Here is a 25,641-nt window from a genome sequence, read left to right on the forward strand (position 1 = left end):
CCGCCTTCTTATTGTTTTTCGAGTTCAGCGCCGGTCGGTTTGGCGACACGCACGCCACCCTGCCCCGCGAGGATCAAGTTGCCATTGCCCGACGATGTAACCGCCGAAAGTGAAATACGGTCCGGACGGTTGAAAACACTGAACGTCTGGCCATCGTCATGGCTGACCACCACGCTGCCGCCGTTGCCGACGACGACGATGGAGCCGTCATCGAGCAAGGTCGCGCCCGACAAGCCAAACTCCAGCGCACCCCGCGCCGCGTTCAACTCGACTTGCTCCCAAGTTGTCCCAAAATCCGTGGAGCGGTAAAGATTGCCACGCAAGCCGAAGGCCAGCAGGGTTTGCGGTTTGGCGGTGCTGATCACACCAAACAACGAGCCCTCGTAGGGGCCTTCAAGTTTTTCCCAGGTCTGGCCGTCGTCGCTGGAGCGGAACATGCTGCCCTGCTCGCCGACGATAAACAGGCCGGCATCCTTGATTTTGGCGATGGCGTTGAGGTGGAACTGGTCTTCGTTGTCGAGGCGGTCGCTGACGTCTTCCCAGGTTTTGCCGCCGTCGGTGGTTTCGATCAGCGCGCCGTAGGCGCCCACGGCCAGGCCATGGTTGGCGTCGTTGAACCAGATATCGAGTAAGGGGGCTTCGCGCTTGAGGTCCTGGTACTGCTGGGTCCAGGTGGCGCCGCCGTCGGAGCTGGCAAGTATTTGCGCATCATGGCCCACGGCCCAGCCCTGTTTGTCGTCAACGAAAAATACCGCCGTGAGCAACTGGCGGGTGGGGACTTTGGCTTGGGTCCAGGTGCTGCCCTGGTCATCGGAATAGAGGATGTGCCCACGATCACCGACCGCCACCAGGCGCTTGCCTGCATGGACCACATCGATCATCAGGCCTTTGGCGGCTTTGGGGGACTCAATCGCAAACGCAGGCGTTGCGACGGTATCGCTGGCTGCCAACACAGGTGTCGACAACGCGACACCCGCAAGCAGCGAGAGCGCTGTGGCCAGCAACGCAACCTTGCGTGCGGCGCGTGGGCGGCAAACAACCCAACCCATGACAGGCTCACTCATAGACCTTTCTCCCATTTATTATTGTTAGGTCGTCACGCCTTCCCGGGCTCTGAAACCTGCAATCTAGAGCGCCTGGAGGAAGCAGGAGCCATCCTATCGGGCTTTCGAATCGTCTGACAATCGGTGCTACGTTATCTTTTGTTAACTGATGGCCTTTCGTCAGCGTCTGAATGTAGCTGCATTCGTCAGGGTGATTGTCGGCACATAAATGAATTTTTGTTCCATCTATTGAGTTTTGGGAATATTTATTCCATTAATAGCACTCTTGAAAACAATAATTCAAAGGACCACGGCTATGCGTGAACTCGGAATCGGCTTGATTGGCACGGGCTTCATGGGGCGCGCCCATGCGCTGGCATTCAACAACGCCCGCGCGGTATTCGAACTACCGGTAACCCTCAAGCTGGCCGCCCTGGCCGATGCCGACACTGAACGCGCCCAGCGCTGCGCCACCGCCTGGGGGTTTGCCCAGGCCCATGGCGACTGGCAAGCGTTGATAGACGACCCCAAGGTCGACGTCGTGGCCATCACCACCCCCAACCATTTGCATTACCCCATGGCCATGGCCGCGATTGCGGCGGGCAAGGCGGTGTATTGCGAAAAACCCCTGGCGGTCAGCCTGGAACAGGCCGATGCCATGCGCCAAGCCGCCAGTGCGGCGGGTGTGGTGACACGGGTTGGCTACAACTATCAGCACAACCCAATGATCGCGTTGGCACGCCAGATGATCGCCAATGGCGACCTCGGCGAAATCATCAGTTTCCAGGGCGAGTTCAGCGAAGACTTTATGGCCGACCCCGCCTCACCCTGGTCGTGGCGCTGCGAAGTGGAACATGCCGGTGGCGCGCTGGCAGACCTGGGCAGCCATCTACTGTCGATGGCACGCTATCTGGTGGGTGATGTGGTCAGTGTGTGTGCCGATACGCAGACCGTCCACGCCCAGCGCCCTGCGGTCAAAGGCAGCGGCAACTTGAAACCGATCGCCGTGGATGATCAGGTGCATGCCCTGCTGCGCTTTGCCAATGGTGCGCGCGGCACGGTGAGCAGCAGTTGGCTCAAGCATGGCTACAAAAACCACCTGAGCTTTGAAATCAGCGGGACCCAGGGCACCCTGGCGTTCGATCAGGAGCGCTTGAATGAATTGCGCGTGTGTCGAGTTGGTCAGGATGGCTTCCAGCGCCTGCTGGCGGGTCCGGCCTTGCCTGGTTATGCGGCGTTCAGCCCGGCTGCGGGGCATCAATTGGGTTACAACGAGTTGAAGACGTTGGAGGTGCAGGAGTTGATCATGGCTTTGGCTGGCCAAGGCGCGGATGGCACTGACTTCGAGGCGGCGTGGGAGGTGGAGCGGTTGGCGACGGCGATTCGCGTGGCTGCTCGCGAAGAGCGCTGGGTCAATGTGAACTTGGTTTAAAATTTACCCCTGCCCTTTGTGGGAGCTGGTTTGCCTGTGATCTGAGTACATATCCGTTGTTTGGGTCACGGCTGAGTATGGTTCCGCCCTTACGGCCAGCCCTTTCAAGGTCTTTAGGTAGAACAGGCAATAAGTAACCTGTGGCGAGCGGGCTTGTCCCGCGTTGGGCTGCGAAGCAGCCCCAAAACCAACAGCCGAAGAGTGCCTGACTCACCGCATTCTTCCTTTTGGGGTCGCTTCGCAACCCAACGCGGGCGATGCGGCGACCCGACAAGCCCGCTCGCCACAGGGACAGTGTTCGCACTTCACTGGTTGGTATCAGCCAGATATGGCCAGTTTTTCAAAGACCTTGAAAGAGCTGGCTGTAAAAGCGGAACCAATAGAGGCCGTTACCGCAGCAACGGATATGTACCCAACCTACCTAGCACTCAGCGCAACGCCCGCCGCAGCACCTTACCCACGGTGGTCTTGGGCAACTCAGTAGTCCGAAATTCCACATACTTGGGCATCTTGTACCCCGTCAGATATTCCCGACAATGCGCAAGAATCTGCTCCTGGGTCAGGTTCGGATCCTTGCGCACCACGATGATCTTCACCTTCTCCCCGGTAACGCTGTCTTCCACACCGATCGCCGCGACTTCCCCCACGCCTGGGTGCAACGCCACCACATCTTCGATTTCATTGGGGTACACGTTAAAACCCGAGACCAGGATCATGTCCTTCTTGCGGTCCACCAGACGGATATAACCGCGCTCATCCATCACCCCAATGTCACCGGTCGACAACCACCCTTCGCCATCCAGCACCTCGGCGGTTTCCTTGGGCCGCTTCCAATACCCCTGCATCACCTGCGGGCCGCGCACTTGCAGCTCGCCCTGTTCACCAATGTCGGCCAACCCGCCGTCTTCGCGAATAAAACGCACCCAGGTCGACGGCAATGGCACGCCGATGCTACCGGTGAACTCCATCTCACGCATGCGTGCGATATCGATGGGGCTAATGCTCACCACCGGTGAACATTCCGTCAGCCCGTAACCCTCGATAATCGGCAGCCCAGTGACTTCTTTCCAACGCTTGGCCACCGCCGTGTGCGTGGCCATACCACCTGCGATCACCATGCGCAGGTCGGAAAAGTCCCGCGCGCAAAACTCCTTGTTCTCCAACAAACCATTGAACAGCGTATTAACCCCGGCAATCCCGTTGAAGCGCTCTTTGCGCAGGATCATCTGCACGCGTTTCACGTCACGCGGGTTGGCGATCAGGATGTTGCGCCCGCCCAGGCACATGAACATCAGGCAATTCACCGTCAGGGAAAAGATGTGGTAAAGCGGCAGCAGGGTGACGTTGGTTTCCTGTTTGTCCTGGTCCAGTTGATCACCGACCCAGGCCTTGGCTTGCAGCAGGTTGGCGATGATATTGCGGTGGCTGAGCATCACGCCCTTGGCGTCACCCGTGGTGCCGCCGGTGTATTGCAGGAAGGCCAGGTCGTCGAGGCCCATGGCCACGGGGAAGTGATTCAGCGCCCGCCCCTGTTTCAATACCTGGTTGAAACGCACCGAGCCAGGCAGATTAAATTTGGGCACCTGCTTTTGCACGCTGCGCAGGATGAAGTTCATCGCAGCGCCCTTAAGGGTGCCAAGTAAATCGCCGATGGCCGCCACCACCACGCGTTTGACACTGCTGCCAGCCACGACTTTTTCCAGGGTGTGGGCGAAGTTTTCGAAGATCACGACGGTTTCGGCTTCGCTGTCCTTGAGCAGATGCTTGAGCTCATGGGAGGTGTACAGCGGGTTGACGTTGACCACCACCGCTCCGGCCAGGATTGTGCCCAGCAGGCAGATCGGGTACTGCAAGCAGTTAGGCATCATCAGCGCCACGCGATCGCCCTGCTTCACACCCTGGCCCTGCAACCACGCGGCGAACGCGAAGCCTTGCACCTGCCAGTCGGCGTAGGTCATTTCGGTGCCGATGCTGACGTAGGCGACGCGCTCGCGGAATTTCTCCAGGTGCTCCAGGAATACTTCGCGCAGCGACGGGTAATCCTCGATACCGGCGTCGATGTCCGCCGGGACGCCAGGCAGGTAAGCGTTCAACCAGATCCGCTCGGTTTGTTCCAGGCTTACAGCGTTCATGGCAGTCTCCTTATTGTTGTTTTTGATAGCGCTACTTCTCGACGATGGCAGTAATGCCCAGCCCACCTGCCGCACAGATCGAAATCAGCCCGCGCCCGCCACCACGCTCATGGATCGCCTTGGCCAACGCCGCCAATTGCCGGCCACCGGTGGCGGCAAACGGGTGACCGCAACCGAGGGAGCCGCCGTTGACGTTCATCTTGCTGCGGTCGATAGCGCCCAGCGGTGCGTCCAAGCCTAGACGGTCGCGGCAGTAATCGGGGTCTTCCCAGGCCTTGAGCGTGCACAGCACTTGGGCCGCGAACGCCTCATGGATCTCGAAGAAGTCAAAGTCGGCAAAGTTCAGGCCCTCGCGCTTGAGCATGCGTGGCACCGCATAGGCCGGGGCCATCAGCAGGCCTTCGGAGCCGTCGACAAAATTCACCGCCGCCGTCTCACCGGTCCGCAAGTAGGCCAACACCGGCAAATTGTGTTCGGTAGCCCAGGCTTCGCTGGCCAACAGCACCACGGAGGCGCCATCGGTCAGTGGCGTGGAGTTGCCCGCTGTGAGGGTGCCGTTTTGCCGGTCGTAGGCGGGAGACAATCCGGCAAGCTTTTCCAGGCTGGCATCAGCACGCAGGTTGTTATCCCGCGCCAGGCCGCGATGCGGGCTGATCAGGTCATCAAAAAAACCACGCTTGTACGCCGCATCCAGACGCTGATGACTGGTGAGGGTCAGCTCATCCTGGGCCAGCCGTTTGATCTGCCAGCGCTTGGCCATTTCCTCGCAGTGTTCGCCCATGGACAAACCGGTGCGCGGTTCACCGTTGCGTGGCAGCAGCGGTTTAAAGAACATTGAGGGCCGCACTTTAAGCAACGCTTTCAACTTGTCGCCCATGCCTTTGGCGCGATTGGCCGCGAGCAAGGTATGGCGCAGCGATTCATTAATGCCGATGGGCGCATCGGAGGTGGTATCGGAACCACCGGCAATACCGACTTCGATCTGGCCGAGGGCGATTTTATTCGCCACCAACAAAGCGGCTTCCAGCCCAGTGCCGCAGGCTTGCTGCACGTCGTAGGCAGGCGTTTGCGGGGACAACGTGGTGGACAACAGCGACTCACGCGCCAGGTTGAAGTCCCGCGAATGCTTGATCACCGCTCCCGCGGCAAACTCCCCCAGGCGCTGGCCGTGCAGGTTGTAACGGTCCACCAGGCCTTGCAACGCGGCCACCAGCAAATCCTGGTTGCTGTCGTGGGCGTACACCGTGTTGGAGCGAGCAAAAGGAATGCGGTTGCCGCCGATGATCGCCACGCGGCGAGTCGGGGCCGGGTTGAAGCTGTAGTCACTCATCGACGGTTCTCACTCCAGACTCTCTTTCCAAATAAATAAGCCACGCATATGCGGTTTGTCCCCGGCGAAATTGCGCACCTCAAACTCCCGTCGCGGGCCAGTCGCCGGGCGATTCCACAGGGCGACTTGGCCGGGCAGGAAGATCGGCAGTTTGAAGTCGCAATGGGCTTGCGCCTGGTCCAACCCTCCGGGCGGTTGCTGGGCTGCGAGCGCGCGGCCCAGCGTCCACATGCCGTGGGCGATGGCGCGGCGAAAGCCAAAGATTTTTGCGCCGATCACCGAGGTGTGAATCGGGTTGAAGTCGCCCGACACCTTGGCAAATCGTCGGCCCAGGTCGGCCGGTAATACCCAGCGTTGGGTGCGCAACAAGCCGTCTTCCTGCAACGCCAGCACGTCATCCCACGGCTCACCGACCGGGCTTTTCACGTCGCGGCGCAGGTACAGGCTGTCGCTTTCCCATACCAGGGTCCCCGCGCTGTAGGCCCGAGTCGCGATGCTCAGCGCCTGCCCCTTGGGGTGGGCCACCCAGCGCTCGCAATACACTTCCAGGCGCAGGGCCTGGCCCTCCTCCAGCCGCTGATGCTGGCGAATGCGATTGGCCAAATGCACCATGCCACTGGCCGGGTACGGGAAGCTGGGCCGGGTCAGCAGCATCAGGTGCAACGGGAACGCCAGCACATGGGGATAGGACAGCGGCACACCCTGCTCGCGACGAAATCCGCAGGCGCGGCCGTATGCAGCGATGCCAGTGGGTGACAGTTCCACGGCTGGGCGCACCAGGCAGTCCTGGGGTAGCGCCGGTGTACCGTCGAGCTTGGGTTTGCGCAAGGCGCGTACACCGTCCAGCAACAGCTTGGTGCGCGACGGTGGCGGGTCGATAATCTGCGTCACATAGTCCATGGCTCAGGCTCCCAGCAAACTTTGGCCACACACACGCACGACTTGGCCGTTGACCCCGCCCGACGCCGGATGCGCCAACCAGGCGATGGTCTCGGCCACGTCGATCGGCTGGCCGCCCTGGGACAGCGAGTTCATGCGCCGCCCCGCTTCGCGAATCATCAGTGGGATTTTCGCGGTCATCTGGGTTTCGATAAACCCAGGCGCCACCGCATTGACCGTGACCTGTTGCGCGGCCGCACGCGGTGCCAAGCCCTGTACCAGGCCAATCACCCCGGCTTTGGACGTGGCGTAGTTGCTTTGCCCAAGGTTGCCGGCGATGCCGGAAATCGACGACACGCACACGATCCGCCCACCCGGGTTCAGCCCCTGGCTTTCCAGCAGCGCGCTGCTCAGTTGCAACGGCGCTTCGAGGTTGACCGCCAGTACGCTGCGCCAGGCCGCTTCGGTCATCTTGGCGATGGTCTTGTCGCGGGTGATTCCGGCGTTGTGCACCACCACGTCAAAGGCGCCGTATTGGCTGACATGGGCTTGCAACAGCGAGGCCGCATCCGCTGCGGTGATATCCAACGGCAACGCTGAGCCGCCCACGCCTGTCGCGGCTTGCTGCAGCGCGTCCTGGGCTTGAGGCACGTCCACGCACACCACATGGGCGCCGTCCCGCGCCAACACTTGGGCGATCGCCAAGCCGATACCACGGGACGCGCCGGTGACCAGCGCACGCTGACCGGCGAAGGGTTTTTCCCAGTTGATTGCTTTGTTGTCATCCACCGGTTTTTCCAGACGCACCACTTGCCCCGACACATAAGCCGAACGGCGCGACAGGAAGAACCGCAGGCTGCTGTCCAGTGCGTCTTCGGCACCCGGCGCCACGTAGATCAATTGCACGGTGATCGCCCGGCGCAACTCCTTGGCCAGCGAACGCACCAGGCCTTCAAGCGCGCGTTGGGCGATGGCTTGGGGCAGGTCTTTGCAATGTTCCGGCGCCGTGCCGAGCACCACCACGCGGCCATGGTGGGCGAGGCGCTTGGCATTGGCGTGGAAGAATACGTAAATCTCGTCGAGCTGCTGCAAATCGACCACGCCACTGGCGTCGTACACCGCGCCCTGCACCTTGACCGTGGAAGGCGCCTTGAGGGTCGCTGGAGTAGCGACGACCGTGTCGGTGGCGCTGAAGATCTGTTGCACCTGCGTAGTAAGGCGCCCTGACCCAGCGACAATCACCGGGTTGGCCAGCCCCGGTTGGCCGCTGCGATGACGTTGCAGCGACAAGGGTTGCGGCAAACCGATGGCCTGGGCCAGACGACGGCCCCAGGGGGAATTGACGAACGATAGGTAGCTGTCACTCATAAAGACATTCACTCACAACACAATCCGGACGTGTAAACCCGATCACATGGGGGAGCTGGCTTACCTGCGATAGCGGTGTGTCATTCACCACCGTCATCGCAGGCAGGTCGGTTCCCACACTGACTGGGTTTCTTCTAATTGACCGAGGCGTTTTCGCCTTGGCTACTACGGCGCTTTGCCGCTGGCTTGGCCAACGCCTGCTGACGCTGCTGCAGCGCCTCCAGCAAACCGAAGTCCTGCGGGAAATCGTCGACCTGGATGCCGTGATCGGCGTATTCCACATAGCGCGCCAGCAAGGCCTCTTCGTCATCACTGATCAGGTCCAGTGCTCGTGCCTTGACGCGCCAGCCGGTGAACGCTGTGGCGGAAATCGGCATGGGTTCGATCAGGCCTTGTTTGACGGCAGACTTGAGGCGAGCGTCGATAAGCTCCACTTGCGGCAACAAACGGAAACCCAACTCGCCGTAAGCCAACTTGTCGATTTCCGGACGTGGGATGTAGGAATTGGCCAGCAAGCGGTCGCGCGTTTCGCCGGGGGTTTGCACCACTTCAGCCACTTGGGCCAACAGTCGATCCGACGGTTTACGCAGCGGGATACCAAACGGGAAACTCAAGCCTCGCACCACTGCTGCTGCGACTTTCGAGGGGTAGTTGTCGAGCACTTCGGCGAGGGCTTCATGGGCGCGCAGCAATGCGTCCTGGGCCGACCAGTGCACCAGAGGCAGGTCCGCTTGTGGCCTGCCGTCGTCCTCGAAACGCTTGAGCACGCAAGACAAGATGTACAGCTGCGACAGAATATCGCCCAAGCGCCCAGTGATACTTTCCTTGCGCTTGAGGGCGCCGCCCAACACGCCCATGGAGACATCCGAGATCAGCGCCAACACCACCGACAGACGATTGGCCTGGCGGTAGTAGGACGCCAGCGCCGGGTCGGTCTTGGCCGGTGCGGAAAGCAAGCGGCCGGCGGTCAGCGAATGCACAGCCGCGCGTACGGTATTGGCCAGCACAAAGCTCACATGGCCGAACATTGCGCTGTCGAACGCTGCCAACGCCTTGCGCCGGTCAGGGTTGCGCGCCGCTTCCATCTCGCGGAAAACATAGGGATGGCAGCGGATCAGCCCCTGGCCAAAGATGATCAGGCAGCGGGTCATGATGTTCGCACCCTCTACCGTGATCGCGATGGGGCTTTGCTGATAAGCGCGTGCCAGGAAATTATTCGGGCCCATGCAGATGCCCTTGCCCGCGACGATGTCCATGCCGTCATTGACAATAATCCGCGCGCGCTCAGTGACGTGGTACTTGGCAATGGCCGAAATCACCGACGGTTTCTCCCCCGCATCCAGGGACGCCACCGACACTTTGCGCACCGCATCGCAGGCATATAGATGCCCGGCCATACGCGCCAATGGCGCCTGCACCCCTTCGAACTTGCCGATGGGCAGGCCGAACTGTTTACGCATCGCCGCATAGGCGGTGGTGCCGCGTACCGCGACCTTGCCCAGACCGACGTTGGCCGATGGCAGGGAAATCGCCCGGCCAGCCGCCAAGCATTCCATCAACATGCGCCAGCCGTTGCCGACTTGTTCGCGTCCGCCGATCACCCATTCCAACGGAATGAACACATCCTTGCCGGTGGTTGGGCCGTTCTGGAACACCGCGTTCAACGGCCAGTGACGCCGACCGCTGTTGACACCGGGGTGAGAGGTTGGGATCAACGCGCAAGTGATCCCCAAGGAACCGGGAGCGCCCAACAAACCTTCAGGGTCTTCTGCGCGAAACGCCAGGCCGAGCACCGTGGCGATCGGGCCAAGCGTGATGTAGCGCTTGTCCCAAGTCACCTTGAAGCCCAGCACTTCCTCGCCTTCGTGCAGGCCTTTGCAGACGATGCCCAGGTCCGGAATCGCACCCGCATCAGAACCTGCATAGGGGCTGGTCAGCGCAAAGCACGGGATATCTTCACCACGGGCCAATCGCGGTAAGTAGTAATTGCGCTGGGCATCCGTGCCGTAGTGCAAGAGCAGCTCGGCCGGGCCCAGCGAGTTGGGCACCATCACCGAAATCGCCGCCGCCGAGCAGCGTGTCGACAGCTTCATCACCACCTGGGAATGCGCATAGTGGGAGAAGCCTTTGCCACCGTACTGCTTGGGAATGATCATGCCGAGGAACCCGGCATCCTTGGTGTACTGCCAGCCTTCGGGGGACATGTCTTGCCAGACCTGGGTGGTTTCCCAGTCGTTGGCGATGTCACAAAGGGTTTCGACTTCGTTGTCGAGAAAGGCTTGCTCTTCCGCGCTCAGGCTGGCCGGTGCGGCTTGCAGCAGACGCTTCCAGTCTGGTTTGCCGCTGAACAACTCGGCGTCCCACCACACGGTGCCGGACTCGATGGCGGCGCGTTCGGTGTCGGACATCGCCGGCATGATCGTGCGAAACAGCGCCAGCGCCTTACTGGTCAACAGCGTGCGGCGCAGCGGTTTGATCGTCAGCAGCAGCGCCGGCAATACCACCAGCACCGCCGCGATTGTGGTGCCAAGACCGGCCACCACGTTGAACAGGTAACCAACCGCCAGCCATATCAGGCCAACACCCAGCCAAAGGGTGGCAGCGGCTTGTCGATACGCCAGGGCAATCGCTGCTGCGAGTCCCGCCAATAACCAGATAACCATGGGGATACCTCTACTCAATTCAGGGTACGGCCAGCGCCCAGCCAGATCGGAATGACCTGCGGCGTAAAGCCACACTACAAACTTGAAAAGATAAATTCAAATTTTGTTTTGAAATTTTTATTTAATGCATTGGCAAAAAAATAAGGCCTGAACGAGTCAGCCTGTTTGATCAACAATCAAGAGGGTTTATGCAGCGAACACCAAGATGCGCTGGGTGCTCGCTGCAAAGCTTGCTTAGAACTTGTAAGTGGCGGACACGCTGACGATGTCGCCTGAGGACTCGGCCGTACCGTCGAGTCGGCCACCACCAAGACGATCGATGTTCTGGGTCCTGATATTGACCTTCTCGACAAACTGGTGCGAATACGCGGCATCCAACGTCAAGCCGGGAATGGCCTTGATGTCGTAACCGGCGCCCAGCGACGCAAAATAGCGGTTGCCGTCAGGGATACGTGGGTCGCGCGTCGAGTTACGGGTCGGGGTCTGGTCATACGCCACACCGGCCCGCAAGGTCAGCTCATCCGTGGCCCTGAAGTCGCCACCCAGGGAGTACATCCAGGCGTCCTTGTAGTTATAGGGAATGGCGACGATCGTCGACCCATCGGATTTGAGTGTCAGGTCCTTGAAGGATGACCATTGGGTCCACATGGCGCTGACGCCCAAGGTCCAACGGTCGTTGAACTGGTGCACCCAGTCAAACGCGGCAGTGGCGGGAATATCCAACTGAGTGCTGGCGTTGGCACCATTGGGATACAACTTCAGCCCAGGGTAAGCCGTTTCGACCAGTGTTTTACCGTTACCGAAGATCGTGTCATCCGTCATCAAGCCGTTATTCAATGCATCAGCCCGGATGTTGTACTTACCGGTCATCTTGTTTTTGATTTTGGCGTGGTAGTTAACGCCCAGCGAATCCTGATCAGTCGGCTTCCAGACAATGCCGGTAAACCAGCCGACAGAGACATTGTCGACTTTGACGCGCATCAGTGCGGTACCGACGCCTGGCGGAAACGCCCCGTTACCCAAGCCTGGAGAGACCGAGGCTGCCGAAAACAGGTCGACGTTCTGGCTGACGAAACCTTGGCTACGCTGGACGATCAAGCCACCACCGATGGAGAAATCGTCGCGCACTTTGAAGGATAAGGAACCCGTCAGGCCGACGGTTTCAATTTTGGTGTCCACGGCGAAGTCGCGGAACTTGGAGTTTTCATCCCATGTGGTACGCATACCTTGCGGCACGACCTGACTGAGGCCGAATGCAAAGCGGTCACCGATCGGGATAACCAGAAAACCGGTGGGCAGCCATGCGGTGAAACCGCCTTGGCCACCATCATTATGGTTAACCGTTGCAGTACTCGGATCAAAGCTGCCATCCGGCATCACCGCAGTATTGGTGACTGGATTACCTTGGTAATCGTAAGCCTGGCCGCTGTATTTGATCTTGACCCGGGCATAGTCGACGGTCTGTTGCACGACGGCTTGGTCGACAAACGCCATGGCCGCTGGGTTGTTGTACGCAGAACTTGGGTCGTTCTTGAACAGAGAACCGCCGCCGAACGCCCGACCCCAGCCAGGGGCACCGTAAGTCGGCGTAGAGAAACCACCTGCCTGTACGGGCGCGGTGCTCATCAGCCCCCCCAGTATTGCCAGCCCCAGCAGTGTTTTAGCCTGTTGTTTCTTAGTGATCATGCGGCACTCCTTATTATTATGCGCGTCCGGCATTGCCGGCTTTCCACGTCAGCCGGCACCTCTGGCGAGGCGCCGGCCTTTCAACGGGTGATCAACCCTTTGTTCTGCAACGCGGGGGCGTTATGGGTTAACAGTCAGACCGCTGGCAGTCGTGGTCAGCGACACAATGTTGCAGCCGCCACTCAGTGCCTGGTTGGACGCTGTCAGAGTGTGAGCCGCAGCGTCCCAAACCACGTTGATTGAGGTTGGGCCGCAATCAGTGCCAGGAATGATGATGGTCTTTTTGATGGTGTAACCAACGTTATCCACTTGGCCTGTGGTGCCCGACAATGCGGTCAGCTTCCAGCCCGGCGACGGGATGCTTTTCAGGGTTGGCAGACTGCACAGACCACCACCGGTCAGCGCCGCGTTGTTGATGGTGGCAATGCCGCCACTGACGTTACCGCTGAAAGTAATGCCACACGTCACAGAGCCCCCGAATGAAGACGGTGACTGCACCACGATGGAGCCTGCGGTGGTGGTGAAAGGACCTTCAGGGCTGATCGAAGCCGCACTGGCCATCGAAGCCGCACCAACGCACAGAGCAAACGAAGTTACACAAACGAGGGTTTTCAAGCTTTTCATTATTGTTCCTCACATGTAATGGCGAGTCATTCGCCGGGGTAATGGCCATGAACGAGAGGTCACGGTGAATCTGCAGAACTTCCCTTTCCAGCCAAATTTCAATTCATTTACCGCTACACATTCTGGGGGTATTACTCAACGACCTTGAAAGTCGGCGGCATCTTGATCGACACCGTTTTTATGGTGCAGTCTTCGCCAATCGGTACATTCGCGGCTTCCAACTTACCGGTGGCGTTATCCCACGTACCGTCGGCGGTAGAGGGACCGCACTTACCGCCCAGGCCGAACGCGTGAACATCTACGCTGATCTTCGACATGGAACCGCTTTTTGTATCTTTGGCAACTAATACCCACGGCAAGTTAATCGCTTCGACACGGCTGCACTTGAGACCGCCATCGAACTCAACTTTGTCGACATTCACCGAGGCACCATCGGCCGCCACCTTGCCGGCGACCTTGATGGTGCAGTCGGCGCTGATCAGCGCGCCTTTGGAAAAACTGATGGGACCTTGGGCAGTAAAGGCACTGCCGGCGGGTTCGATACGTGCAGCCTGGGCTTGGTGATAAACAATCAGGCCCAGGGCGGCCAATACGATATGCGTGGTGAACTTGGCAGGGCTATGCATGGTGTACGTCCTTCCCTTGAAATTATTGTTGTAGGGTCAAACAACTTTCTTGCCACGAAATCGGTAAACCTTAGGCGATATAAACCTGCGCGATACACAGATCCCGAGTACGCCCACTCACTTCAATTCACATCAGAACGGTCTGGCGCTGTTACTGTATTTTTCCAAGTACTTCAAACGTTGTGACGGTTGAAGATTGGTCAGGGTAATGTCCCCCGAATAATGATTCAGTACCCGATGGTCCATGCGACGTCGCCATAAGTAAGGCACGTAGGCCCAGACAATCATGCTCGCGTAACCGTAAGGCAGTTGCGGCGACTCATCAAAGTGGCGCAACGACTGATAACTACGCGTGGGGTTGGCATGGTGATCGGAGTGCCGCTGTAATTGAAACAGAAAGATATTGGTGACAATCCTATTACTGTTCCAAGAGTGCCGAGGCGAGCAACGCTCATAACGGCCATTGGGTAACTTCTGACGTTTAAGGCCGTAGTGCTCGACGTAGTTCACCACTTCCAGCAACGAAAAACCGTAGATGCCTTGAATGATCAGGAACGGAATCACCGCCACCCCCAGCCAGGCAATCATCGCGCCCCACAACACCACGCTGTACATCCAGGCACTGAGCACGGCGTTCTTCCAGTGCAAGGCCGGCAGGCCAAGTTTGCTCAGGCGCTCACGTTCCAGGTTCCAGGCCGAATACGCACTGAACCACACCGAGCGCGGCAGGAAGGCCCAGAAACTCTCACCCAGGCGCGAGCTGGCCGGATCTTCCGGGGTGGCGACACGCACGTGATGACCACGGTTGTGTTCGGTGTAGAAGTGCCCGTAGAACGTCGGTGCCAGGGTGACTTTGGCCAGGAACACTTCCAGCGGCTTGGGCTTGTGCCCCAGCTCATGCGCAGTATTGATCGCGATCCCGGTGGCGGCGCCGGTAGACATCGCCATGCCCAGGTAAGTGAACCAGCTGACCTCGCCGTGCAACTCGGTGCGCGCAGTGATAAATGCAGCGGTTTGCGCAATCCAGCTCGAAGGATCGAGTGTTGCGGTGGCGTGCAGCAGGCCGCCATTGATGATCCAGTCGATACCGCCTGCGGCCAGCCAGCCGGTAATCACCAGGGATGAGATGACGAACAGCACACCGGTGTAGACGATCCAGCGGTAGTAGCTTTGGGATTCGAGGTTGCTGACAGCGGACTCGGGTGGGTTGCTGACGTCCTCACCGAGCAGACCGTCGATCAAGGGGATCAGGCCAAAGATCACCAATACACCGACCCACCACAGCTGTTGTACACCGGTAGTGATGGCTAGGGCGCCGGAGAGCAATGGGGTTGCCAAAGGCATAATGCCAAGCCACCACAGATGGCGTTTGCCGTCGGTCCAAACGTGCGGGGTTGCCAGGGTCTGATTCATGGCAGCCTCCGGACAAGGCGGATTGGCAGGGCAGTACATTGAGTCATAAACAGGTCCACGGAGCGCTGACTGCCCCGAGAAATCAACCATGCGATAAAAGACGTTTTTTTCATTATTTTATTCGCTCTTAGGCATTTCAAAAATTGTTTCAAATTAGACATTGAAATAATTTTTTAAATAAATAGCGCGGAATCGTTAGGTCGTCAACTATTTTCTCGGAGCCTTTTTTACGTGACCGGGCAGTCTCTTTTTCAGCCGTTTGGTCAGGTGTCTAAAGCAGGCATCGACGCCGTTGAACCGCGAATTGGATGGCACAATTATTTGCTCGCCAGGGCAAAGGGCGGATGCAAGACCATGGCGCTTTCCGGTTGCCGGACGCGCTTCGCAACCTGCTCCACCACCGCAGCCACGCGCTCTGTGGCGGTGATCGGCAACATATGGCCACGCCCTTCCACCACCTGCAACTTCAGCCCTGGCACCTTGCTCGCCAATGCCTGGCCATGCTTTTGGAAGTCCAGCACCTTGTCTTGCGCGCCATAAATCAGCCCGATCGGCAGGGTCAGTTGCGCGTAGCGCTTGACCATATCCGGCAGGTCATCATTGACGAGGTTGATCTCGCTGGAGGCGGCATAGAAGTTGTCAGGACGCATACCGAGCAGCCCGCCACCGCGCGTGGCGAAGTCTGGCGGCGCGGTGTCGGGCGCGAACACGCCCTTGACCACCGCACCTTTTGTCAGCAGGCCGATCGGCATGGTCAGGGTGCGCGACATCCACCGCCGCAACCAGGCCGGGCGCACCGCCAATGACAAGAACACCATCGGCAGCATGCGTTGGGGGTGGGTCAGCGGCGCCACCAGGATCAACCCCGACACTGCATGGGGATGGTCAAGCGCCAGCGCCAAGGAAATTGCACCACCCAGGGAATGCCCCAATACCAGCGGTTTATCCAGGTCCAGTGTCTTGATAAAGCCAGCAATTTGTCGGGCCTGGGCCGGCAGGTCTGCCGCCGTGCCGGTGTGCCGGGTGGAATAGCCTGAACCTGGACGATCAACCGTGATCACCCGAAAGCGTTCACGCAACTGACCGGACAAGGCATAGGTCAGGTTGCGACTGCTGCCCATCAGCCCATGAATCATCAGCAGCGGTGGGCCTTTACCCTCCTCTACATAGTGGAAACGCTCACCGTCGATTTCCACGAAGCGCCCGTTGATCGGAACGGCCGCTTCAATGCGCCGTGTCATCCAGGCGCTGAAACCCCACAACACTGCGCTCGCACCTACTAACACAGCCGCAGCGACAACCCATTCGACAGCCATAGCTCGGTCCTCTGCTTCCCTGCCGCTGGCGACCCGACCGGAATTGATCAAGGCCTCAGCCATCGTCCACACCCTGGACCTAAACTTGATGCATACCGTGCTCGTCCGTCGGACAAGTCGCATATGCGGAACAAGGTCCTAGCGTAGGCGATATTTTCAGGTAGATTATTTAAAATCTTTTTTAAAATAATTAATTCAATTTTTCTTTGCAATGGTGTTCTATCTAAAAAGACAAAACAAAAACAGGAGCACATCTGATGCCCATGAAGGACAGCCTATGAATGCCCAGAGTGATTCAATCGACATCGCCATCATCGGTTCAGGCTTTGCCGGCCTGTGCATGGCGATCAAACTCAAGGAAGCCGGGCTCACCGACTTCTTTATCGCCGAGCAAGCCGCCACACTCGGTGGCACATGGCGCGACAACCATTACCCAGGTTGTGCCTGCGACGTGCAGTCCCACGTGTATTCTTTTTCGTTTGCGCCCAACCCCGACTGGACGCGGCAATTTGCGCAGCAAGCGCAGATCCGCGCCTACCTTGAGCAATGCGCACAGCGATTTGAGCTGGCGCCTTATCTGCGCTTCGGCATGGGCCTTGAGCGCGCGGTATTTGATGACCAACAGCAACGCTGGCAACTGACGTTCAGCAATGGCCGCCAAGTCAGCGCGCGGGTGCTGGTGTCCGGCATGGGCGGGTTATCGCGCCCGGCGCTGCCGGATATTCCGGGGCTCGACAGTTTCAAGGGCAAGCGCTTTCACTCCCAACAGTGGGACCATGACTATTCACTGAAGGGCAAACGCGTGGCGGTCATCGGCACCGGCGCCAGTGCCATCCAGTTCGTACCGCAGATCGCACCGCAGGTGGCCCATCTGGACCTGTTCCAGCGCACTCCGCCCTGGATCATGCCCAAGCCGGATCGGGCGATTTCGCGCTTCGAGCGCTGGGTTTTCAAGCACCTGCCCTTCACACAACGCCTGGCGCGCAGTGCCTTGTACTGGTCACTGGAAGTACGCGTGGTCGGCTTTGCCCGGCATCCGCGACTGATGCAAATGGTGCAGAAAATCGCCCAGCGTCACCTGCACAAGCAAGTGGCCCGCCCTTCCCTGCGCAAGGCCCTGACGCCGGACTACACCATCGGCTGCAAGCGCGTGTTGATCTCCAATGACTATTACCCGGCGCTCTCGCGCAGCAATGTCGAGGTGGTCACCGACAAGGTGCTGCGCATCGAAGCCGACGGCGTGATCACGGCCGACGGCATCAAGCATCCGGCCGACTGCCTGATCTTCGGCACCGGTTTCCAGGCCACCGACCCTTTGCCCCGCGATTGCATCATCGGCGAAGGCGGTATCGACCTGATGGACGCCTGGCACGATGGCGCCCATGCCTACAAAGGCACCACGGTGCCGGGCTATCCGAACCTGTTCCTGATCGTCGGGCCCAACACGGGACTGGGGCACAATTCGATGATTCTGATGATCGAGGCCCAAGTCACCTACATCCTTGATGCACTCCAGCAAATGCAGCGCCAACGCATCGCCACGGTGGACGTCAAACCCGCCGTCGAACGGGCCTACAACCAGCAACTGCAGGACCAACTCAAGCGCACCATCTGGAACACCGGCGGTTGCCAGAGCTGGTACCTGGACCCACGCACCGGCAAGAACACCACCCTGTGGCCCGGTTCGACCTGGCGCTTCAAACAGGTCACCCGCCATTTCGCGCTCAAGGACTATGTCGCCGTTGCGCTCCCTGTCACCCCAGTTCCCCGCGCCGTTGCGACGCCCCAGCCCACCGCAGAAGGCAGCCTGTCATGAAGTCATTCAACGGCCGCGTGGCGGCGATTACGGGGGCGGCTTCCGGGATGGGCCGCGCATTGGCCTTGGCCCTGGCACGGGAAGGTTGCCACTTGGCCCTGGCGGACAAAAACAGCCAAGGGCTGGAACAGACCCTGGCGCTGATCAAGTCCTCAACCCTGTCCCCGGTCACGATCACCACCCAGGTGCTGGATGTATCCGACCGCCAGGCCATGGAGGACTGGGCCGCGCGTTGCATGGCCGACCACGGTCAGGTCAACCTGATTTTCAACAACGCCGGCGTGGCGCTGTCGAGCACCGTCGAAGGCGTGGACTACGCCGATCTGGAATGGATCGTCGGCATCAATTTCTGGGGAGTGGTGCATGGCACCAAGGCGTTTCTGCCGCTACTAAAAGCTTGCGGCGAGGGCCATGTGATCAACACCTCCAGTGTGTTCGGCCTGTTTGCCCAACCCGGTATGAGCGGCTACAACGCCACCAAGTTTGCCGTGCGCGGCTTTACCGAATCCCTGCGCCAGGAACTCGACCTGCAACGCTGTGGCGTGTCCGCCACCTGCGTACACCCCGGTGGCATTCGTACCGATATCTGTCGCAGCAGCCGTATCGACGCCAACATGACCGGCTTTTTGATCCACAGCGAGCAACAGGCCCGCGCCGATTTCGAAAAACTGTTCATTACCGATGCCGACCAGGCCGCCAAGGTGATCCTGCATGGCGTACGCAAGAACAAACGCCGCGTGCTGATCGGCCGCGATGCATATTTTCTCGACCTGCTCGCCCGTTGCCTGCCGGCGGCCTATCAGGCGCTGGTGGTATTCGCCAGCAAACGCATGGCCCCCAAACAACGCACGCCGGTGTTTGAAACCAACGACGAAACCCGTCTCTGAACAGGAGCACGCAGCATGCTGCCGATCCGTCGCGATATCCGTTTTGCCTTGCCTGCCGAACGCATCAAAAACTGGCATGAACAAGGTCCGTTCATCACGCATTTCTTCAATGCGTTGTCGCTGCTGTTTCCCCAAGGTGAGTTGTTTTTCATGGACAGCGTGCGCCACTACCGCTCGCACATAGACGACCCGGAACTGAAAAAACAGATCCAGGGTTTTATCGGCCAGGAAGCCATGCATAGCCGAGAGCACGTGGCCTACAACGATCTGCTGCAAGCCGCTGGCCTGCCGGCACACACCCTGGATCGCCGCCTCAAATTCATCCTCGACCTGCAGAAAAAATACCTGCCACCGTCCTTCAACCTGGCCGTGACCATCGCCCTTGAACACTACACGGCGATGCTCGCGGAAATCCTGCTCAGTGACCCCTCGCGCTTTGGCGACTCACTCAAGGGCTACCAGCAAATGTGGTACTGGCACGCCCTTGAAGAGACCGAACACAAAGCCGTGGCGTTCGATGTATGGAACACTGCGATCAAGCCCGGGCCCAAGCGCTACCTGCTGCGCACCGGCACCATGTTGACCACCACCGTGTTCTTCTGGCTGGTGGTGCTGGACTTCCACCTGCGCCTGCTGATTGCCGATCGCAAGTCAGGGGGACACTTGAAGGGGTTCTGGCGGATGCTCAAGTTTCTGTACGGTCCCAAAGGCGTGTTCCCGCGCATGCTGCGACCCTGGCTGCACTACTTCAAGCCGGGCTTTCATCCCTGGGACCACGACAACCGCGCACGCCTGGCGGGAATCGATCAGTTGGTCGAAGAGATCGAACAGACCCAGCGTAGCTACACGTCGACCTAGACGTCGGCCAAGGCTGCGCGCTCGCGCACAAAACGCTGCAACTGATCACCGGGCAGCGCCTTGCTGAAATACCAGCCCTGAATGAACAGCTCGGTGCCGGTATTCAAGAAGGCCAACTGCTCGGCGGTCTCCACGCCCTCGACCACCACGCCCAGGTTCAGCGCCTCACAGAAGCGCAGCATGCCGGTCAGCACTTGGGCACCTTTAGGGTCGCGCTGGGCCACCACAAAACTGCGGTCGATTTTGATGAAGTCCACCGGGAATTGGTGCAAATAGCTCAACGCGGAAAACCCAGTGCCAAAGTCATCGATATAAACTTTGGCACCGATTGCCTGCAGTTTCTGGATAGTCTGGCGAGTGGCCTGGATATCACCGACCAGCGCGTCTTCGGTGATTTCTACCGACACCTGCCCGTGCGCCTGGGCGAGGATTTCTACCAGACGATCACCATAGGCTGCATCCGTCAGGGTGGCGCTGGAAATATTGATGGTCATTGGCAAGGCAAAGCCACTCTTCTTCCACTTCTGATATTGGCGTACCGCCTGGGACGCCACCCACACGTCCACGTCCGGCATCAGCCGCGCCTGCGCCAGCCATTGCAGGAACTCCCACGGGGAGTGCACCGTGCCTTGGTTGTCCCGAGCGCGCATCAACGCTTCGCAACCGGTGCACAGGCCGGTGCGGGTAGAGATTTGGGGTTGGAATTCAAGGTAGAACTCATAGTCGCTGATCTGCTGGATGCGGCTCAGCTCGACGGCCTGACGCGCCAGGGCCTTGTGGGACGCCAGCACCGGGTCCAACTCCAACAGCCGGCCTTTCTCTTCGAGGCCGCGAAAGGTCATATCCAGCGACTTGAGATACACCGTGCCGCCGTCGATGGACTGGCGATGAATCGCCCGCACATACGGCGCATACACCAGGGTCCCCAACCCTAATAGCACCACCTGCAACGCCACGGCCGCCACGTCCCCATGGGTGCTGAGGTAGGCATTAAGCAATACCGGTGCAGTAAACGGCACGCTGGCCACCGCAGGTGACACCCACCCCAGCTGTACCACCGTCAACGCCACCATCGCGTTGAATGCCGGTACCAGCAGAAAGGGTATGAACAGGCGCGGGTTGAGGATGATCGGCAAGCCAAACAGCAGCACCTCGCTGACGTTGAATAACGACAGCGGCAAACTGGCCATCGCCAGCAGGCGCATGGACTGGCTTTTGGAAAACAGCAGGATCGCCAGCAGCAGGCACAGCGTACCGCCTGAACCACCGATAAATGCGAAACAGCCCAACAAGCCACTGTTGAGCATGTACTTGATGGGTTCACCCGCCGCGAATGAGGCGCCATTCAAGATCACAGCCTGGTCCAATACATCGAACAACGGCTGCATGGCATACACACCGTGGATGCCGAAAAACCACAGCAGTGAATTCATCAAGGTCACAAACAACCCACTGCCATAGGGCGATTGCAGCGCATCAAGCACCTGCGGCCCCTGGAGCTGCGCCACATAGGGAATCTGCAACAACAACGACAACAGCACCACCAGCGACAGCGCAGTGATGGCGCCAGGCACCACCATATTGATGGTGCCTCGCAGGTTGTGCCCGACCAGGTTTTCGTTGACCAGGCGAGTCCAACGATAGCGGTGTAACCAAGCAATTGCCGGGACATTGAGCAGCGGCGAGGCGATGGCGATAAACAACACGAAGGTGGCTGAAGCCCTGGGATAATCGCGCAAGACAAACGTGGCGACCACGACATGGGCCAGGCACAAAAAAGCCACCGGCAATTGCGGCAGGCGATACTGGATCGCCAGCATGTAACCGATAGAGGCCGCCACCAGCAGTGGGATCACCGAACTGATCTGGTTGTGCAACCCAGACAGAAAAGCCACCACCTGCGGATCAAACCCCAGCACCTTGGCGCATTCGGACAGGATCAGAAAACCCGCCGACACCAGCAGGCATGGCAGGATCCATAGCAACCCCTCACGGATAGCGCGCAACGACTCAGTGCTGGCCAGGGCCGCCAGGCGCTGGGTAAGGAAAAGTTTGAACAGCGTTTGCGCCATGACCCGTCCCTCTGTCCATCGCCCCCTGCCCGTGGTAGGCAGCCTCGAAACCTCAGGTAACGCTACACGCCCTGATAGTGGGAGCGAAAGGCTTTTGCCGTTGCACCGGCAATTATTCAGAATTAATTTTGGCCCTTGATGCTTGTCGGGTACGCAGAGTTAGCCCATCCTTTGCGACGCTACTCTCGAACGGACTCGAGCCCAGGCCTTGCTCCGTGTGTCTTATCAGACATCAAGGTGCCTGCCGATGTTGCGAATCCTGCCTCTCATGACCTGCGCGCTGCTTGGTTTTTCGAGCACTGCCATCAATGCTGCCGAAGCAAACTTCCCCGACGCCCAAGCCAGTGACCCGGCGCGTCTCAAATGGATGATCGGTGCCCCACCGCCGCCGGACCGAACCCTGCGCTTTGAAGATGGCAGCTATTTTCGTTTCCCGGCCATGCGCTGGAGTGTGGCGAATTTTCGGCAACTGATGCCGACCGTCAATGTGTCCCGTGGGCTTGGTGCAGCGTTGGCGTTGCCCCGGCGCGCTGACGCTCGAATCGATGATCTGCCCGTTTTACCTACCGGCGCCAGCCAACCGCTGACCTGGCGCCAGACACTGGATGCCACGTATACCGATGGCATTGTTGTCTTGCACCGAGGGGCTGTGGTGTATGAGCGCTACTTCGGGGTATTGAAGGAAGACGGACAGCATGCGGCCATGTCCGTCACCAAATCGGTGGTCGGTACGCTGGGCGCGATGCTGGTGGCCGACGGCACCCTCGATGCGCAAAAAAAGGTCGTCGACTACGTACCCGAACTGGCCCACTCCGCGTTCGGCAGTGCCACGCTGCGCCAGGTGCTGGACATGACCACCGCCCTGGACTACAGCGAAGACTACGCCGACCCCAACGCTGAAGTCTGGGCCCATGCCAACGCCGGTAACCCACTGCCCAAACCCAAGGACTACGTCGGGCCGCGCAGCTACTTCGAGTTCCTGCAAACCGTGCGACAACGCGGCGAGCATGGCCAGGCGTTTGGCTACAAAACCGTGAATACCGACGTGCTGGGCTGGGTGATCGCCCGTGCCACGGGCCGCAACGTCGCGCAACTGCTCAGTGAACGCATCTGGAGTCGGTTGGGCAGTGAACAGGATGCCTACTTCACCGTGGATTCCATCGGCACCCCGTTTGCCGGTGGGGGCCTGAACGCAGGGCTGCGGGACATGGCGCGTTTTGGTGAAATGCTGCGTAATAACGGTCGCTTCAACGGCCAGCAAATCGTCCCCGAAACAGTAGTGAAGGACATTCGCCAAGGCGGCGATAAACAGGCGTTTGCCCAGGCCGGCTATAGTCAGTTGAAGGGTTGGAGCTACCGCGCCATGTGGTGGGTCACCCACAACCCGGACGGCGCCTTCATGGCCCGCGGGGTGCACGGCCAAAGCATTTATGTCGACCCGAAGGCCGAGATGGTGATTGTGCGTTTTGCCTCCCATCCGATTGCGGCCAATGCCGCGAATGACGGCGTGACCTTACCGGCGTATGAGGCGATGGCGCGCTATCTGATTGCAAACCCAGGGGCCTGACCCCTGCTCTCTCACTTACACGAGAACACGCCCTTGTCACAACCCGGCGATAACCACCAGCGCGCCCTGGACAGATTCTTGAACGAACATCCGGACGTGGTCACGCAATTGGACAACCTGAACCCCTTGGCGGCCCAGGCCAAGGGGGAAACCCTGGCGCAGTATCGCGCTGAACGCCTGCATGAAGCCTTCGAAGCCGAAGCGGAACGTCAGAATATGTTTGCCTGGGAGCTGACCCTCAAGTTGACGGCCGACTCCAACGAGGCCTTCGAGGCCCAACGCCTCGAAGTGCACAAGGAAGTCGCGCAGATGGCGGGGTTGAGCTGGGACGAATATTGCCAACTGCATGATTTGGCCCACTGAGCGGCTACAGGTACCAGGGGCGTCGGTGGCTGCCCATCACCTCGCGTAATTCGGCGACTGTGATGGTTCGGCGTTCAGGGTCAACCGCCAAGGCTGAGCTTAACGCCGGCCAACAATGCCTGGGCAATCGCCGAGGCCGTGGCAGCCTTTGTGTGGGCTGACGCTCGCCAAGGCGCTTTCCGTTGGCCAGTTCATACAATACGCACGCTACGCCATACAGGTCTGCGGCTGCGGTTAGAGCACCGCCGGCCAGTAATTCCGGCGCAGCGTAAGCGGGCGTCCAGGCATTGAAACGGTTGCGACTCAAACTCGGCAAACCCGCTACCACCTGCGCCTGGGAGTGGCCCAGGCCAAAGTCGAACAAACGCACCCCCTCTTCGCTCACCATGACGTTGGCCGGTTTGACATCGCCGTGCAGGACATTGTGTTGGTGGACGTAAACCAGAGCATCCAACAACTGCATGGCCATCGGCTGCAGTTCTCGCCAGGACAATCCATCGGGACACTCCAGGAGGAGTCGGTCCAGGGTAATGCCGTGCATCAATTCCATGGTGAAAAAAGCGCTCTGGCGGGCGGTGTCAACCTCGAACGAAAACGTCCGAACCACGCGCTCATGGCACAGGCTGCGAGTCAGGGCAAACTCGCTGTACAACAGCACATGCGCGTCAGGGCACTCGGAAAAAGTCTCTCCCAGCAGTTTGAGTGCCACGCTGGAGCAAGGCTCGCCAAACTGCTCGTGCAACAGGTCTCGAGCGCGATAAACCACGCCCATCCCGCCCCTGCCCAGCTCGCGTTCAAGGCGATAACGCCCGGCGAGCACGCTGGACGGGGCCAATGCCTCACTCATGGCTGTACCACAACGGCAGTGAGATCATCCCGGGTGGGCCTGCGCAACACCATCGCAAATAACCGATCCACCACCTGTGCCGGTGTGCCCACGCTCAAAGCCCTGCCCAGGTCAGCGTGGCTGAGTGCCTGATACAGACCATCACTGCACAACAGAAATACATCCCCCGGCCGAGTGCTGAGCTCCAGCACGTCAAGATGCAATGGCGCACGTGCACCAATGGCCCGGGTCAAGGCCCTGGCATCAGGGTGGGCTTGGGCCTGAACCGCACTCAATTGGCGCTCATCCATGAGGCGCTGAAGCAGCGAATGATCCCTCGACAACTGATACAGGCGCTGCTCGCGCCACAGGTAACAACGACTGTCCCCAGCCCACAGACATACCGCACGCCCCTCCTCAAGCAGCAACGCCACAACGGTACTGCCCCGTGTGGCGTCGGGGCTTGCGGTAGGCGCGCCCGCAATGCCCAGTCGCCTGTTGACGCCTTGCAGGCTTTGCCGAGCCGCACTGACTCGCTGATCGAGGCTGCCTTGAGCAGACAATGAAGCCAGACTGCTGATCACCCACCGGCTAGCCACATCCCCGTCCTGATGGCCACCCATTCCGTCCGCCACCGCCCAGCAACCTTTTTGCGGGCAATCCAGAAACGCATCTTCGTTACGCGGCCGGGACTGACCCCGTTGCGTACGCCCGGCACTGCGCCAATGCATAGGCATGGG

Annotated in this window: 20 protein-coding genes; 6 read left to right on the forward strand and 14 right to left on the reverse strand. The window is 59.6% G+C overall.

Features of this window, described 5'->3' with window-relative positions; translation table 11 throughout:
- Nucleotides 1-8 precede the first annotated feature (8 nt).
- Nucleotides 9-1,049, reverse strand: a complete 1,041-nt coding sequence (locus BFL40_RS10870) for a WD40/YVTN/BNR-like repeat-containing protein (RefSeq protein ID WP_174555617.1) — start codon at nucleotides 1,047-1,049, stop codon at nucleotides 9-11.
- A 310-nt stretch (nucleotides 1,050-1,359) separates the two neighbouring features.
- On the opposite strand from BFL40_RS10870, the gene BFL40_RS10875 reads away from it, so the two are divergent.
- Entirely contained in the window at nucleotides 1,360-2,475 is a 1,116-nt protein-coding gene (locus BFL40_RS10875; protein WP_071483984.1) for a Gfo/Idh/MocA family protein, read from the forward strand.
- A 428-nt stretch (nucleotides 2,476-2,903) separates the two neighbouring features.
- Here the strand turns inward: BFL40_RS10875 and BFL40_RS10880 are convergent, their stop codons facing one another.
- The 10 genes from BFL40_RS10880 to BFL40_RS10925 form a co-directional block, all read right to left on the reverse strand.
- A complete protein-coding gene (locus BFL40_RS10880; protein WP_071483985.1) occupies nucleotides 2,904-4,607 on the reverse strand; it encodes an AMP-binding protein in 1,704 nt (567 codons plus the stop codon).
- A gap of 31 nt (nucleotides 4,608-4,638) precedes the next feature.
- A complete protein-coding gene (locus BFL40_RS10885; RefSeq protein ID WP_071483986.1) occupies nucleotides 4,639-5,937 on the reverse strand; it encodes an acetyl-CoA C-acetyltransferase in 1,299 nt (432 codons plus the stop codon).
- Nucleotides 5,938-5,946: 9 nt separating this feature from the next.
- Nucleotides 5,947-6,837 (reverse strand): MaoC/PaaZ C-terminal domain-containing protein, encoded by an 891-nt coding sequence (locus BFL40_RS10890; RefSeq protein WP_071483987.1) that lies wholly within the window; start codon nucleotides 6,835-6,837, stop codon nucleotides 5,947-5,949.
- Between the two features lie 3 nt (nucleotides 6,838-6,840).
- Nucleotides 6,841-8,184: a 3-oxoacyl-ACP reductase gene (locus tag BFL40_RS10895; protein WP_071483988.1), complete on the reverse strand. Its 1,344-nt coding sequence runs from the start codon at nucleotides 8,182-8,184 to the stop codon at nucleotides 6,841-6,843.
- A gap of 134 nt (nucleotides 8,185-8,318) precedes the next feature.
- Nucleotides 8,319-10,847 carry an acyl-CoA dehydrogenase gene (locus BFL40_RS10900; protein ID WP_071483989.1) on the reverse strand — a complete coding sequence of 843 codons (2,529 nt, stop codon included), beginning with the start codon at nucleotides 10,845-10,847 and terminating at the stop codon, nucleotides 8,319-8,321.
- Between the two features lie 234 nt (nucleotides 10,848-11,081).
- A complete protein-coding gene (locus BFL40_RS10905) occupies nucleotides 11,082-12,533 on the reverse strand; it encodes an outer membrane protein transport protein (RefSeq protein WP_071483990.1) in 1,452 nt (483 codons plus the stop codon).
- A 120-nt stretch (nucleotides 12,534-12,653) separates the two neighbouring features.
- Nucleotides 12,654-13,157: an alkane oxidation protein activator PraB gene (gene praB / locus BFL40_RS10910; RefSeq protein WP_071483991.1), complete on the reverse strand. Its 504-nt coding sequence runs from the start codon at nucleotides 13,155-13,157 to the stop codon at nucleotides 12,654-12,656.
- A gap of 131 nt (nucleotides 13,158-13,288) precedes the next feature.
- Nucleotides 13,289-13,783, reverse strand: a complete 495-nt coding sequence (praA, locus tag BFL40_RS10915; RefSeq protein WP_071483992.1) for an alkane oxidation protein activator PraA — start codon at nucleotides 13,781-13,783, stop codon at nucleotides 13,289-13,291.
- A gap of 132 nt (nucleotides 13,784-13,915) precedes the next feature.
- Nucleotides 13,916-15,196 carry an alkane 1-monooxygenase gene (locus tag BFL40_RS10920; protein ID WP_071483993.1) on the reverse strand — a complete coding sequence of 427 codons (1,281 nt, stop codon included), beginning with the start codon at nucleotides 15,194-15,196 and terminating at the stop codon, nucleotides 13,916-13,918.
- A gap of 317 nt (nucleotides 15,197-15,513) precedes the next feature.
- Nucleotides 15,514-16,512: an alpha/beta fold hydrolase gene (locus BFL40_RS10925; RefSeq protein WP_071483994.1), complete on the reverse strand. Its 999-nt coding sequence runs from the start codon at nucleotides 16,510-16,512 to the stop codon at nucleotides 15,514-15,516.
- Between the two features lie 277 nt (nucleotides 16,513-16,789).
- Here BFL40_RS10925 and BFL40_RS10930 point away from each other — a divergent pair, with 277 nt between their 5' ends.
- The 3 genes from BFL40_RS10930 to BFL40_RS10940 are packed head-to-tail and all read left to right on the forward strand — an operon-like array spanning nucleotide 16,790 to nucleotide 20,073.
- Entirely contained in the window at nucleotides 16,790-18,328 is a 1,539-nt protein-coding gene (locus BFL40_RS10930; protein WP_071483995.1) for a flavin-containing monooxygenase, read from the forward strand.
- Nucleotides 18,325-19,215 (forward strand): SDR family NAD(P)-dependent oxidoreductase, encoded by an 891-nt coding sequence (locus tag BFL40_RS10935; RefSeq protein WP_071483996.1) that lies wholly within the window; start codon nucleotides 18,325-18,327, stop codon nucleotides 19,213-19,215. Before BFL40_RS10930 ends, BFL40_RS10935 begins: the two co-directional genes overlap by 4 nt.
- Nucleotides 19,216-19,230: 15 nt before the next feature.
- On the forward strand, nucleotides 19,231-20,073 hold the full coding sequence (locus tag BFL40_RS10940) for a metal-dependent hydrolase (RefSeq protein WP_071483997.1): 843 nt from the start codon (nucleotides 19,231-19,233) through the stop codon (nucleotides 20,071-20,073).
- Here the strand turns inward: BFL40_RS10940 and BFL40_RS10945 are convergent.
- Entirely contained in the window at nucleotides 20,070-22,145 is a 2,076-nt protein-coding gene (locus BFL40_RS10945) for a PTS sugar transporter subunit IIC/EAL domain-containing protein (RefSeq protein WP_071483998.1), read from the reverse strand. The genes BFL40_RS10940 and BFL40_RS10945 overlap by 4 nt on opposite strands.
- Nucleotides 22,146-22,413: 268 nt before the next feature.
- Here BFL40_RS10945 and BFL40_RS10950 point away from each other — a divergent pair, with 268 nt between their 5' ends.
- Nucleotides 22,414-23,712: a serine hydrolase domain-containing protein gene (locus BFL40_RS10950; protein WP_235864784.1), complete on the forward strand. Its 1,299-nt coding sequence runs from the start codon at nucleotides 22,414-22,416 to the stop codon at nucleotides 23,710-23,712.
- 33 nt (nucleotides 23,713-23,745) lie between these two features.
- The gene (locus tag BFL40_RS10955) at nucleotides 23,746-24,075 is read left to right on the forward strand and encodes a DUF6388 family protein (protein ID WP_071484000.1); all 330 of its coding nucleotides are present in this window, start codon (nucleotides 23,746-23,748) and stop codon (nucleotides 24,073-24,075) included.
- Nucleotides 24,076-24,079: 4 nt separating this feature from the next.
- Here the strand turns inward: BFL40_RS10955 and BFL40_RS10960 are convergent, their stop codons facing one another.
- Together BFL40_RS10960 and BFL40_RS10965 are read right to left on the reverse strand one after the other, a co-directional pair.
- A complete protein-coding gene (locus tag BFL40_RS10960; protein WP_071484001.1) occupies nucleotides 24,080-24,922 on the reverse strand; it encodes a serine/threonine-protein kinase in 843 nt (280 codons plus the stop codon).
- A complete protein-coding gene (locus BFL40_RS10965) occupies nucleotides 24,919-25,638 on the reverse strand; it encodes a PP2C family protein-serine/threonine phosphatase (protein ID WP_071484028.1) in 720 nt (239 codons plus the stop codon). The genes BFL40_RS10960 and BFL40_RS10965 overlap by 4 nt, the downstream gene beginning before the upstream one ends.
- Nucleotides 25,639-25,641: the final 3 nt, after the last annotated feature.

Source organism: Pseudomonas costantinii, from assembly GCF_001870435.1.
GTDB classification, from domain to species: domain Bacteria; phylum Pseudomonadota; class Gammaproteobacteria; order Pseudomonadales; family Pseudomonadaceae; genus Aquipseudomonas; species Aquipseudomonas costantinii.

Excerpts from the sequence above, each read along its gene's own strand:
- BFL40_RS10870 (WP_174555617.1), bottom strand. The coding sequence starts at position 1,049 with ATGGGTTGGGTTGTTTGCCGCCCACGCGCCGCACGCAAGGTTGCGTTG.
- BFL40_RS10875 (WP_071483984.1), top strand. The coding sequence starts at position 1,360 with ATGCGTGAACTCGGAATCGGCTTGATTGGCACGGGCTTCATGGGGCGC.
- BFL40_RS10880 (WP_071483985.1), bottom strand. The coding sequence starts at position 4,607 with ATGAACGCTGTAAGCCTGGAACAAACCGAGCGGATCTGGTTGAACGCT.
- BFL40_RS10885 (WP_071483986.1), bottom strand. The coding sequence starts at position 5,937 with ATGAGTGACTACAGCTTCAACCCGGCCCCGACTCGCCGCGTGGCGATC.
- BFL40_RS10890 (WP_071483987.1), bottom strand. The coding sequence starts at position 6,837 with ATGGACTATGTGACGCAGATTATCGACCCGCCACCGTCGCGCACCAAG.
- BFL40_RS10895 (WP_071483988.1), bottom strand. The coding sequence starts at position 8,184 with ATGAGTGACAGCTACCTATCGTTCGTCAATTCCCCCTGGGGCCGTCGT.
- BFL40_RS10900 (WP_071483989.1), bottom strand. The coding sequence starts at position 10,847 with ATGGTTATCTGGTTATTGGCGGGACTCGCAGCAGCGATTGCCCTGGCG.
- BFL40_RS10905 (WP_071483990.1), bottom strand. The coding sequence starts at position 12,533 with ATGATCACTAAGAAACAACAGGCTAAAACACTGCTGGGGCTGGCAATA.
- praB (WP_071483991.1), bottom strand. The coding sequence starts at position 13,157 with ATGAAAAGCTTGAAAACCCTCGTTTGTGTAACTTCGTTTGCTCTGTGC.
- praA (WP_071483992.1), bottom strand. The coding sequence starts at position 13,783 with ATGCATAGCCCTGCCAAGTTCACCACGCATATCGTATTGGCCGCCCTG.
- BFL40_RS10920 (WP_071483993.1), bottom strand. The coding sequence starts at position 15,196 with ATGAATCAGACCCTGGCAACCCCGCACGTTTGGACCGACGGCAAACGC.
- BFL40_RS10925 (WP_071483994.1), bottom strand. The coding sequence starts at position 16,512 with ATGGCTGTCGAATGGGTTGTCGCTGCGGCTGTGTTAGTAGGTGCGAGC.
- BFL40_RS10930 (WP_071483995.1), top strand. The coding sequence starts at position 16,790 with ATGAATGCCCAGAGTGATTCAATCGACATCGCCATCATCGGTTCAGGC.
- BFL40_RS10935 (WP_071483996.1), top strand. The coding sequence starts at position 18,325 with ATGAAGTCATTCAACGGCCGCGTGGCGGCGATTACGGGGGCGGCTTCC.
- BFL40_RS10940 (WP_071483997.1), top strand. The coding sequence starts at position 19,231 with ATGCTGCCGATCCGTCGCGATATCCGTTTTGCCTTGCCTGCCGAACGC.
- BFL40_RS10945 (WP_071483998.1), bottom strand. The coding sequence starts at position 22,145 with ATGGCGCAAACGCTGTTCAAACTTTTCCTTACCCAGCGCCTGGCGGCC.
- BFL40_RS10950 (WP_235864784.1), top strand. The coding sequence starts at position 22,414 with ATGACCTGCGCGCTGCTTGGTTTTTCGAGCACTGCCATCAATGCTGCC.
- BFL40_RS10960 (WP_071484001.1), bottom strand. The coding sequence starts at position 24,922 with ATGAGTGAGGCATTGGCCCCGTCCAGCGTGCTCGCCGGGCGTTATCGC.
- BFL40_RS10965 (WP_071484028.1), bottom strand. The coding sequence starts at position 25,638 with ATGCCTATGCATTGGCGCAGTGCCGGGCGTACGCAACGGGGTCAGTCC.